Raw genomic sequence first — 10,918 nt, 5'->3', positions numbered from 1 at the left:
CGCGGCGGCGTCGCGCGAGGTCAACCAGCGCATGTAGTCGCGGTAGGGCGTGACCCGCGGCAGCGCCTGCGCGTCGGCGCCGTTGCGGTACAGCGCGAACAGCTCTTGCAGCAGGATCGGCGAGGACCAGCCGTCGAGCAGGATGTGGTGGCTGGTGAACAACAGGTAATGGCGGCTCGCCGACTCGCGCACCAGCACGAAGCGCAGCAGCGGCGCACGGGTCAGCTCGAAGCGCTGCTGTTGGTCGTCGGCGATGGCTTGCGCCAATGCATCGGCGCGTTCGTCGGCGGGTAAGCCGCCCAGATCGATTTCACGCCACGGCAGCTCGACTTCGCGCTGGATGACCTGCACCGGCTCCTTGATCTTGTGATGGACGAAGGCCGCACGCAGGCTGGCGTGGCGCCGCAGCAGCGCCTGCGCTGCCGCCTGCAGGGCCGCCGCATCGAGCGCGCCGTCGAGCGCGAACACCATCTGCACGACATAGCTGTCCTGCACCTCCTGGTCGTAGAGGGCGTGGAACAGGAAGCCGTGCTGCAACGGCGACAGCGGCAGCAGGTCTTCGATCTGAGCGTTGCGCATGGAGCGGTTCCAGGATGAGAGCCCGCGCAGCGCTCGGCATGCGCAGGGCGGCCGATGCGGCGATGGGCGAGCGATGAAGTGGTGCGCCGCGATCGGAGCGGCGAGCACCGAACGGCGGCGGGTATCGCAAGCCGCGATGCGGACGCCCCTGCGTGTCGCATGCGCAGCGTCGATGACGAAACGATGACGACTCGGCTTCCCATAACGCGACCGGCCGCACAGGCTCGTTGCGATGCGCCGCGAGTATGCAGCGCGGCGTTGACGCGTCCATGTCCCTATCCGTGCGTAAACGGATAACTGTGATGAGCGCGGGACTCCATGCTTGGAGTCCGACACGGAAGCGTCCGGCGCATCGCGTCGGCGATCGCAAAAAACGCTGTTTCGGCGGCCGACGTCGCGCGGCTAGGGTCGGTCTCGCATGCGCACGCGATCGCCGCGGCGTGATCGCGGGCACGCGGACGATGAGTGCACCAACGCAGTCTCGGATGTGGACGCGACGTCAGCCGACTGGCCGCCGCGCAGCCGGTGCGGTGCGTTCATGGATCGCACAAATGAAAGAGCCGCGGCACCGTTCGGTGTCGCGGCTCGTGCCGGCGTGGCGATGGGCGAGGCCGGCCGCTTGCCCTTTGCGAGGGCAAGCTATCGATCTCGTCGTGCGCGGGCTTACTTCGGCAGATAGATCTTGTCGAAGAAACCGCCGTCGGAGAAATGCGCGGCCTGGGCTTTCTTCCAACCGCCGAACGCGCTGTCGATGGTGACCTGCTTCACCGCCGGGAACTTGGCGAGCTCGGCCGCCGGCACCTTGTCCGGTTCGGCTGGACGGTAGCCGTGCTTGGCGGCGAGGCGCTGGCCTTCGGGCGTGTACAGGAAGCGCAGATAGGCTTCGGCCTGCTTGCGGGTGCCGTGCTTGTCGACGTTCTTGTCGATCCAGGCCACCGGCGGTTCGGCCTTGATGCTCAGACTCGGCACGACGATCTCGTACTTGCCGCGATTGGCCGGCTGCTCCAGGGTCAGCAGCGCCTCGTTTTCCCAGGCCAGCAATACATCGCCGATGCCGCGGTCGACGAAGGTCGTGGTCGAGCCGCGCGCGCCGGTGTCGAGCACGGGTACGTTCTTGAACAACTGGGTCAGGTAGTCGACGACCTTGTCGCCGTCGCGGTACTTGGTCGAAGCCCAGGCCCAGGCGGCCAGATAATTCCAGCGCGCGCCGCCGGAAGTCTTCGGGTTCGGCGTGATCACGCCGAGGCCGGCCTGGGTCAGGTCGCCCCAGTCCTTGATGCGCTTAGGATTGCCCTTGCGCACCAGGAACACGATGGTCGAGGTGTAGGGCGAGCTCTGGTGCGGCAGGCGCGTCTGCCAGTTCGCCGGCAACTGCTTGGCGTTGGCGATGGTGTCGATGTCGCCGGCCAGCGCCAGGGTCACCACGTCGGCTTCGAGACCGTCGACGACCGAGCGCGCCTGCTTGCCGGAGCCGCCGTGCGAGGCGCGCAGGTTGAGGGTTTCGCCGGTCTGCTGTTTCCACTGCGCGGCGAAGACCTGGTTGACCTCGGCATAGAACTCGCGGGTGGGGTCGTAGGACACGTTGAGCAATTCGACGTCTTTGGCCGATGCCGAGGCGGCGGCGAGGGCCAGGCCGAGCAACATCAGGCGGAAACTGGTTTTCATCGGTAAGTCCTGTGCGTGGGGCGAACTGGGGGGCGAACTGGGTGTCGGAGAGTCGCGGGTATTGCAATGCCCGGCTTCAGAAGGCGAGCTGGGCGCGGGTGAAGAAGGCCTTTTCGTCTTCGCGGTCGCGGCCGGCGGCGGCGCCGCCCTCGAATTCGGTCTGGGTGTAGTTGGCGACCAGCTTGAGGTTGCCGGTCAGGTACCAATTCAGGCCCAGGCCCCACGAACGCGCCGCGGCGGCGACGGCGTTGCGATCGGCGTAGCGCGGGAAAGCCGCATCGTCGATCTCCAGGCGCCCGTAGCGTGCGACCAGTTCGAACGCGCCCCAGCCTGCACCACCGACCGTAAACGGATGGTTAGGCCGCGCCACGCCCTTGTAGCCGGCGTCCTCGCCGGTCAGCACGTAGCCGGTGGTGACTTGCCAGGCGCGGTGGTCGAGTTCGTCGGCGGCCGCGCCGATGCGCACCTGCTGGCTGGAGCTGACGTATTCGCCGAGCACGCCGAAGGCGTTGCGGTAGTACCAGGCCTGCGGCGACCAGCGCGTGTGCGCGCCGTCGGCCAGGGCGGCGCCGCGGTAGTTGAAGAACTGGGTCTGCCCTGGGGTGCGGTAGCGCGGCAGGACGTTGTTGCCGCTGCCCTGCTTGTCGCCGCGGCTGCCGGCCAGGCCGAAGCCCAGGCCGGAGAGTGCGTTGCTGTGGTTCTTCCACGGTTCGAAGAACAGGCGTCCGGCGAGTTCGAAGTCGTTGTCCGGGTTCACCGTCGGGCTGTCGCGGCCGTCGACCGCGCCGTTGTAGACGCCGAGCGCGTACGACACCGTCGACTGGGCGAACTCGCCCTGCAGTTGCACGCCGAGGTCGCGGTTGGGAGTCAGCTCCGACGCCAGGCCGAGTTCGATCAGCGCGGTCGAACCGCTGGACTGCAAGCGCTCCAGGCCGACCGGGCTCTTGAACTTGCCGATGCGCACGGTTGCGCGCGGATCGAACTTGAGGTCGAGGTAGGCGTCGGCGATGGTCGCGCTGTCGCCGGCGAACTCCGGGGTCAGGCGGAAGCCGACCAGCGAGCCCCAACTGCCTTCGATGGTCGGCATGATCCGGCGGAACAGAAACGTGTCGTTCTGCGGCACCGTGTCGTCGCCGATGAAGAAGCGGCCATCGGCCTGGACCAGCGCCTTGAACTTCAGTTCGACGTCGCCCGGCGGCGGCGATTTCACCGCCAGTCCCTTGCTCGCGCTCAGCGTCAGCGTCGGCGTGCTCGCCGCCTTGGCTGCGCTTTCCTCGGCTTGCAGTTCCAGACGGCGTTCGATTACCCGCAGGCGTTGATCGAGGTCGGCCAGGTTGCCGCTGTCGGCGGCCGCGTCGGCGACGGCCTCGCCGCCGCCGAGGCGCTGTTCGATCGCGCGCAGACGTTGGGCCAGCTCTTCGACCGTAGGCGGAGCGGTTTGCGCCGGGGCCGGCAAGGCGAGCGCACACGCCAGCGCGCCCCACAGCCAAGTGGTCGCGGCAGGCGTTGCGTTCGCAAGTCGAACCCGGGTTTGCATGGTGCGCTCCTTCAGCGGTGACTGGACAGTCGGTGGGCCCATCGATCGGGCCGATAGCGGGTGGGTGCAGGTCGAGCGGCCGCGGCGACGGCCGCGGAATCGATTACCGGCGTCGACAGGGCGCGCGGCTCACGGACGCGGCGCCCGCGTCGGCGCCACCGGCAGGTGTTGGCTGCGGGTGATCTGGACGATGCGCGAGCTGTGCACGACGACTTCGATCTGGCCCTGGCCGAGTTCGCGCACCGCGGTCAGCAACTGGTACTCGCTGTCGCTGAGGTTGACGATGTTGATCTCGGGTTCGACGCTCGGCTGTAGCCGCTCGGCGCCGGCTCGGCGCGCGGCGGCGCGTTCGGGTGGGCGCTGGTCTTGCTGGCGCGGATCTTGCTGGCGCGGTTCGGCCGACGCGCGGGCACGGCGGCCGGCACCGCGCTCGCCCGGCACCTGCCGGCTCACGGGCCGTCTCCGGCCAGCGCGGCCAGGCTCGAACCGGGCGCCAGGGCCAGCTCGTGCAGGCTGCGCCGGTCGAGCACGTCGGAGATCGCGTCGCGCGCCTCGCGCATCAGCGAACGCAGGCTGCAGGCGTCGGGGTCGGGACAGTCGGAGCAGGGCTGGTAGGCGCTGACGCTGGCGCAGCGCACCGGCGCCAGCGGCCCGTCGATGGCGCGGATCAGGTCGCCGATCATGATCTGGTCGGCCGGGCGGGCCAGGGCGTGACCGCCCTTCTGGCCGCGTCGGCTGTCGATGAAACCGGCCTGGCGCAGATCGACCAGGATGGTCTCGAGGAACTTGCCGGGTGCGCGGCTGTGTTCGGCGATCGTGCGCGCCTGCAGCCTGCCGCCCCGGAGCCGGCCGCCGTCGGCACGCGCCAGCGCGCACATCGCGCGCAGTGCGTACTTGGCCTTCATCGTCAGCATTTCCCATTCACCATGTAGGGAATGTCGCCGCGACCGGTGGCCCAGGGGAAAAGGTATTGCCTCATCTGCTTATGCCCTGGGGCTATGTGGGGGCGGGTTGCGATGGAGGCCGGAAGTAAAACAAAGGCCCCCTGGCCCCCTTTTCCAAAGGGGGGAATGGATTGGCTCGATAAGGAGTGGGCGCGCCGCCGCTTGCGCCGGACCCGTTCGTTAGCGAAGCCGTTAGGATGAGCGGCCATGCGTTCTCTCGCCTCGCTTCCGCCGCTCGCCCGCACCTGCCTGCTGGTGCTCGCCGCACTCGCCGCCGCCTGCTGGCTCGCGCCGGCGCTGGCTCGCTACGGGCCGATCCTGCCCGACTGGGACGCGCTGTCGGTGCGGCCGGGCACGGCCGGCCATTGGTTCGGCACCGACGCGATCGGCCGCGATGTGTTCGCGCGCACGCTCGCCGGCGGCCGCCTGTCGCTCGGCATCGGCTTGCTCGCCAGTGTGGTCGCCCTGGTCATCGGCCTGGGTTACGGCGCCATCGCCGGCCTCGCCGGCGGCCGCGTCGAGCGCGCGATGTTGCGGGTGCTCGACGTGTTCTCGGCGCTGCCGTTCCTGTTGGTGGTGATCCTGTTGCTGACCCTGTTCGAGCGTTCGTTGCTGCTGCTGCTCGCGGCGATCGGCGGGTATGTCTGGATCGACCTGGCGCGGGTGATGCGCGCCGAGGCCGCGCGCCTGCGCGAGGCGCCGTTCGTGCTCGCCGCGCAGGCGGCCGGGGCGAGTTTCGGCCAGCGCCTGCGCTGGCACGTGCTGCCGAATCTGTTGCCGCTGGCGTTCGTGTATCTCGGCCTGATCCTGCCGCAGGCGATCCTGGTCGAAAGCTTCCTCGGCTTCCTCGGCTTGTCGATCGACGAGCCTTCGTCGAGTTGGGGCGGCCTGCTCGCCGAAGGCGTGCAGGAGCTCGACAGCGCGCCGTGGACCTTGTTGTTCCCGGCCGGGTTCCTGGTCGCGACCCTGGCCGCGTTCCAGTTTCTCGGCGACGGCCTGCGCGATTGGCTCGACGTACGCGGCGACGCCCGCGACGGCGGCGCCAAGGTCGAGGCGGCGGCCGCATGAGCGCGCTGTTGTGCCTGCAGGCGCTGACGGTGGCGACGCGCGCGCGCGGCTTGCTCGGGCCGCTCGATCTGCAACTGCAGGCCGGCGAATGCCTCGGCGTGGTCGGCGAAAGCGGCAGCGGCAAGAGCCTGACCGCGCTCGCGTTGCTCGGCCTGTTGCCGCCGGAGCTGCGCGGCGAAGGGCGCCTCAGCGTCGACGGCGAACGCATCGCCCTCGGCGGCGCCGCGCACGCGCGCCTGCGCGGCCGCAGCCTGGCCTGGGTGCCGCAAGACCCGCTTGCGGCGTTGCATCCGCTGCGCCGGGTCGGCGCGCAACTGGACGAAACCCTGCGCGCGGTCTGCGGCTTGTCGGCCGCGGCCGCTCGCGAACGTGCGCTGGCCTTGTTCGAACGGGTGCAATTGCCGGACCCGGCGAACGCGTTGCGCCGCTATCCGCACCAGTTCTCCGGCGGCCAGCGCCAGCGCATCGCCATCGCTTTGGCGTTGGCGACCCAGCCGCGGGTGCTGATCGCCGACGAACCGACTTCGGCCCTGGATGCGCGCATCGCCCGCGACATCCTCGACCTGCTCGACCGCCTGCGCCGCGAGGATCGCCTGGCGTTGTTGTTGATCAGTCACGACTTGCCGCTGGTCGGCGCCTACGCGCAGCAATTGCTGGTGCTGCAGCGCGGTGCGGTGGTCGAACGCGGCGACACCGCGGCGGTGTTCGCCGCGCCGAGCCAGGCCTACACGCGCGAGCTGCTCGCCGCCGACCGCATCGAGGCCTTGCCGGAGCGCGTGTCGGAGGCGCCGGTGCTGTTGCGCGGCGAAGGCCTGCGCATGCGCTATCCGCGCGCCGCGCACAGCGCGCTCGACGGTGTCGACATCGAACTGCGGCGCGGCGAAGGCCTGGCCCTGGTCGGCGAGAGCGGCAGCGGCAAGAGCACGCTCGGCCGCGTGTTGCTGCGCCTGTTGCGCGGCGCGCAGGGCCGGGTGTCGATCGACGGCACCGACCTCGGCGATCTCGATGCGCGCGCCTTGCGTCGCTTACGCGCGCGTACCGGGGTCGTGTTCCAGGACCCCTACGCCTCGCTCGATCCGCGCCTGCGCATCGCCGAGATCGTAGCCGAGCCCTTGCGCATTCACGCTCGCGGCGATGCCGCCGCGCGTCGCCGCCATGCTGCCGCATTGATGCAGGCGGTCGGCTTGGACGACGCCATGCTCGATCGTTACCCGCACCAGTTCTCCGGCGGCCAGCGCCAACGCATCGCGATCGCGCGCGCACTGGCGACCGATCCCGAACTGTTGGTCTGCGACGAAGCGGTGTCGGCCCTCGACGCGCATCACCGCGCGGCGATTTTGGCCCTGCTCGCGCGGCTCAAGCGCGAGCGCGGCCTGGCCCTGTTGTTCGTGACCCACGACCTGGCCGCCGCGGCGGCGGTGGCCGAGCGCATCGCCGTGCTCGAAGCCGGTCGCATCGTCGAGACCGGGCCGACCGCGCAGGTGTTGCGCGCGCCGCAGCATGCGCACACGCGGGCCTTGCTGGCCGCGCGTCCAAAAACCGGGCTTGAGCAGGCCTGAGCCCGGACCATCACCTCCGCGAACCTTCCGGGCCGAGGTTTCGGCTCGGAGTATCGATAGCGCAGGATCGGGCGCCACCATCGCGCCGCTGCATTGCCGTGTCGCGTTAGCGGCGCGGTCGCGGCTCAGGCGTTCGCACTCGAATGAAGCCGCCGCTCAGGCGGTCGCGCTCAGATGACGCCGCCGCCGATGCCCAGGCGGACCACGCCGACCACGATCACGATGGCGTTGAGCAGCAGACCGGCCTTGGCGCGGCCGTTCTTTTCCGAGCGTGTGAACAACAATCCGATCGCGGCGATGAGCGCGCCGACCGCGGCGAACGGGATCAGGAACCAGTTGCCCCAGCCCAACAGCGGGATCAGGGCGAGGATCATCCACAGCAGCGCGACGATGCCCCAGAGCAGGCTGATCAATCCCATCGTGTCGTACTCCGCAGTCGGCCCGTTTGGCCACATGCGCAACGTAGCGTCTGCCGGGGCGATTTCAAGTGCCACAGGTGGCCGGGACCGATGGGCGCCGGCGCGAATTCAGGCGCTCCGGCGCCTGGCGGCGCCGCTGCATCGAGGTTGTCGGCCGTGAGCGAGGCCGGCGGCGCTTGCACGGCGATGTTTCAGCCGTGCGAGCCGTCGATCTCCACGCGCAGTTCGTAGCGGCAGATCGCCGCGTGCAGCAGGATGCGCGGCACCCGATCGCCGAAACGGCGGTCGAGCGCGGCGGCGACGTTGTCGATCTCCTCGACGTCGCGCACGTACACCTTCAGGCAGGAGCCGCCGCCGAACGCGCTCGACAGCTGCGGCCGGCGCTGGCGGGCGACGCCGAGCAGGCTGTCGAAGTTGGCCAGGGTCTCGTCGAGTTGGGCCAGCACCGAATCGGCGTGCTTGGACTCGTGGCCGACCACGGCGGCGGTACCCGACAACAGCAAGGGCATCGCCGCCGGCTGCGGCGGCAGCATGGCGCGGGCGAAGCTCGGCGGCTGCGGGCCGTACTGGCGCGGGTAGCGATAGGCGCTGACCTGGCGCGGGTTTTCCAGCGGCGTGCCGGGCGTGCGCGAGGCCAGCCAATACACCTGCAAGCGGCGCGCGCCGTCGACGCGGCCGATCGCGGTCGCCGCCGGCAGGCGCGCGATGTCGAAATCGCCGAGGCCCTTGGCGCGGCCGACGCAGAACACGCGGTAACGCTCTTCGTCGCCGTGGCCGAGGGTGATGCCGTCGAGGTAGTTCCAGATCCGCAACAAATGCGGATAGCCGCGCGCTTCGGTGAAGGCGAGCAGCTTGCGGTACAGGTATTCGGCGGCGCGCGCGATCTCGCCGTTGGTGGCTTCGCCCGGCAGCGGTTCGGGTTCGTCGAACTCGATCACGCCGAACTGCAGCGCGCCGTCTTCCGACCAGGCCAGGTCGCCGTCGCGGCCCTTGATCACCGGGCCGCGGCCGCGCCAGCGCTCCAGGCGCCGGTCGCCGAACGGTTCCAGGGCCACGCGCAGATAACGCGGGTCGTCGTGCTGCGGCGCTTGCGCGCCGAAACCGAACACCGCCAGGGTGTCGTCCTGGGCGAGCAGTTCGGCCGGCGTGGCCGCGACGTAGTCGACCTGCAGTTGCGGCGGCATCGCCAGCATGGCTTCGGCCGCGCTCACGGGTTGCCCCGCTGCAGGGTGTCGCCGCGGAAGTCGACGCCGACCTGGCGCTTGCGCCGCCACCAGCCGCGCAGCGCCTGCGGCGCCATGCGCAGCGCCGTCATCGCATAGACGAAGCGGAACACGCGCAGGCGGCGCAGCACGTCGCGGTTATCGAACACGTCGCCGGCGAGCATCGAGATCACCGCCTGCTCGATCTGCCAATAGTTGCGCGGGGCGTTGAACAGCTCGCGCATCACCGGCGTGGTGAAGCGATAGATGAACCATTGGAAATGACGCAGGCCGCGCTTGAGCCGCTTGACCATCGCGGTCTGCAGTTCGGTTTCGCGCGCGGGCTCGCGCAGGGCGCCGTCGACCACCGAGGCGGCCTGCTCGCCGCTGTTCATGCCCAGGTAGACGCCGGAGGAAAACACCGGATCGACGAAGGCGTAGGCGTCGCCGACCATGACCCAGCCCGGGCCGGTCATGCGCGAGCAGGTGTAGGAATAGTTGCCGGTGACGTGGACGTCGCCGCAGCGCTGCGCGCCCTGCATGCGCCGCCACACCGAGGGTTCGGACTCCAGCGTCTGCATCAGGAAGGCTTCGCTGTCGCCGCGGCGCTGCTTGAGGTATTCGGGGAAACACACCGCGCCGACGCTCATGACGTCGCGCTGCAGCGGGATCAGCCACATCCAGCCGTGGGCGAAACGCTGCACGGTGATGTTGCCGGCGTCCTCGCCGTCGCGGCGCTGCACGCCGGTGAAGTGGCTGAAGATCGCCGCCGACTGGTGCAGCTGATTCTTCTGCTTGAGCTTGAGCTGGCTGCCGAGGAAGGTGTCGCGACCGCTGCCGTCGACGAGGTAGCGCGGGCGCACCCGCAGCTCGCTGCCGTCGTCGCCGCGGGCGTGGACCACGGCCGGGCGGCCGTCGGCGCCGAACTCGACCTTCTCGACCTTGACCCGTTCGCGCGCGTCGACGCCGTTGGCCTGGGCATGGCGGAACAGCAGTTCGTCGAATTCCTCGCGCTTGACCTGGAAGGCGTAGCCGTAAACCGGGTTGAGCGCGCGCTCGAAGCGGAAGGTGTTGTAGCGCTCGGCGTCGATCGGGAACTCGGCACCGGGCTTGTGGATGCCGATCGCGCGCACCTGTTCGAGCACGCCGAGGCGCTCGAGGATGGCCAGGTTCATCGGCAGCAGCGACTCGCCGATGTGGAAACGCGGGTGGCTGCCTTTTTCCAGCAGCAGCACCTTCCAGCCCTTGCGGGCGAGCAGGGTCGCCGCGGTGGTGCCGGCCGGGCCGCCGCCGATCACCAGGACATCGGTGTCGATGGTCTGCGCGGCGTGGGAGGGGCTGGCCGCGCTGGAAGCAGCGGTGGCCGTCGGTGCGGCCGCGTCGGGCGCGGAGTCGGGCGGATTCATGCGCAAATGATAGCCTGCCGCCTCGGCCCGCTGCGCAGCGGCGGCGGGTCGCGGGCATCGCCGCGCCGCTTCGGCACATCGCCTCAAGTGCCTGATAACGCAGGTTCGCCGCAGGTCGATGCGGCCGGGGGGCGGCATCGAAGGGCGGGTCCCCCGCGCCCGGCGGTTGCGCCTGCGGCGCCGATGGCGGATCGTTGCGCCCCTTGTCCCACCGTGACCGGATCGCCCGATGTCTGAACAAAGCCCCGCCGAACGCGAACTGGCGCAGCTGCTGGTCGAGAGCCTGAACCTGGAAGACGTGGCACCGGAGCAGATCGATCCGGAAGCGGCGCTGTTCAACGAAGGCCTCGGCCTGGACTCGATCGACGCACTGGAACTCGCCCTGGCGATCACCAAGCGCTACGGCTTCCAGCTGCGCTCCGACAGCGACGAGAACCGCCGCATCTTCGCCTCGCTGCGCGCGCTGTCGGCGCATATCGAGCAGCAGCGGGCCGGCTGAACGCCGGCGGCCGGCGCGGTGTCGAACCGCCAGCGCACGC

11 protein-coding genes (1 of these 11 only partly in view) are annotated in these 10,918 nt (G+C 69.9%); 3 read left to right on the top strand and 8 right to left on the bottom strand.

Going from position 1 to position 10,918, the window contains the following annotated elements; genetic code table 11:
- The 5 genes from GLA29479_RS18110 to GLA29479_RS18090 all read right to left on the bottom strand — a co-directional run.
- On the bottom strand, positions 1–579 hold the 5' portion of the coding sequence (locus GLA29479_RS18110; protein WP_057972419.1) for a condensation domain-containing protein. Its footprint begins 24 nt before the window's first position; 579 of the gene's 603 nt are visible here — the first part of the coding sequence; its start codon is at positions 577–579; its stop codon lies beyond the left edge, outside the window.
- Between the two features lie 663 nt (positions 580–1,242).
- Positions 1,243–2,244: a sulfate ABC transporter substrate-binding protein gene (locus GLA29479_RS18105; protein WP_057972418.1), complete on the bottom strand. Its 1,002-nt coding sequence runs from the start codon at positions 2,242–2,244 to the stop codon at positions 1,243–1,245.
- A 76-nt stretch (positions 2,245–2,320) separates the two neighbouring features.
- Positions 2,321–3,781 carry an OprO/OprP family phosphate-selective porin gene (locus GLA29479_RS18100; protein ID WP_057972417.1) on the bottom strand — a complete coding sequence of 487 codons (1,461 nt, stop codon included), beginning with the start codon at positions 3,779–3,781 and terminating at the stop codon, positions 2,321–2,323.
- Positions 3,782–3,910: 129 nt separating this feature from the next.
- Entirely contained in the window at positions 3,911–4,234 is a 324-nt protein-coding gene (locus GLA29479_RS18095; RefSeq protein ID WP_057972416.1) for a DUF2292 domain-containing protein, read from the bottom strand.
- Entirely contained in the window at positions 4,231–4,695 is a 465-nt protein-coding gene (locus GLA29479_RS18090; protein WP_031371271.1) for an RrF2 family transcriptional regulator, read from the bottom strand. Before GLA29479_RS18090 ends, GLA29479_RS18095 begins: the two co-directional genes overlap by 4 nt.
- Positions 4,696–4,932: 237 nt before the next feature.
- Here GLA29479_RS18090 and GLA29479_RS18085 point away from each other — a divergent pair, with 237 nt between their 5' ends.
- Positions 4,933–5,793, top strand: coding sequence for an ABC transporter permease (locus tag GLA29479_RS18085; RefSeq protein WP_057916224.1), 861 nt, complete (start codon positions 4,933–4,935; stop codon positions 5,791–5,793).
- The gene (locus GLA29479_RS18080) at positions 5,790–7,352 is read left to right on the top strand and encodes a dipeptide ABC transporter ATP-binding protein (RefSeq protein ID WP_057972415.1); all 1,563 of its coding nucleotides are present in this window, start codon (positions 5,790–5,792) and stop codon (positions 7,350–7,352) included. The genes GLA29479_RS18085 and GLA29479_RS18080 overlap by 4 nt, the downstream gene beginning before the upstream one ends.
- Positions 7,353–7,522: 170 nt before the next feature.
- Here GLA29479_RS18080 and GLA29479_RS18075 read toward each other — a convergent pair whose 3' ends face one another.
- From GLA29479_RS18075 to GLA29479_RS18065, 3 genes are all read right to left on the bottom strand, one after another.
- Positions 7,523–7,771: a hypothetical protein gene (locus GLA29479_RS18075; protein WP_057916226.1), complete on the bottom strand. Its 249-nt coding sequence runs from the start codon at positions 7,769–7,771 to the stop codon at positions 7,523–7,525.
- Between the two features lie 191 nt (positions 7,772–7,962).
- Positions 7,963–8,964, bottom strand: a complete 1,002-nt coding sequence (locus tag GLA29479_RS18070) for a chorismate transformation FkbO/Hyg5 family protein (protein ID WP_057919840.1) — start codon at positions 8,962–8,964, stop codon at positions 7,963–7,965.
- Between the two features lie 14 nt (positions 8,965–8,978).
- Positions 8,979–10,379, bottom strand: coding sequence for an NAD(P)/FAD-dependent oxidoreductase (locus GLA29479_RS18065; protein ID WP_082638790.1), 1,401 nt, complete (start codon positions 10,377–10,379; stop codon positions 8,979–8,981).
- 229 nt (positions 10,380–10,608) lie between these two features.
- Between GLA29479_RS18065 and GLA29479_RS18060 the strand changes: the two genes are divergently transcribed.
- The gene (locus GLA29479_RS18060) at positions 10,609–10,878 is read left to right on the top strand and encodes a phosphopantetheine-binding protein (RefSeq protein ID WP_057916227.1); all 270 of its coding nucleotides are present in this window, start codon (positions 10,609–10,611) and stop codon (positions 10,876–10,878) included.
- Positions 10,879–10,918: the final 40 nt, after the last annotated feature.

This window comes from Lysobacter antibioticus (assembly GCF_001442535.1).
GTDB classification, from domain to species: domain Bacteria; phylum Pseudomonadota; class Gammaproteobacteria; order Xanthomonadales; family Xanthomonadaceae; genus Lysobacter; species Lysobacter antibioticus.
The sequence above is the reverse complement of the archived record's forward strand: the minus strand, read 5'-3'. Positions and strand labels throughout refer to the sequence as shown.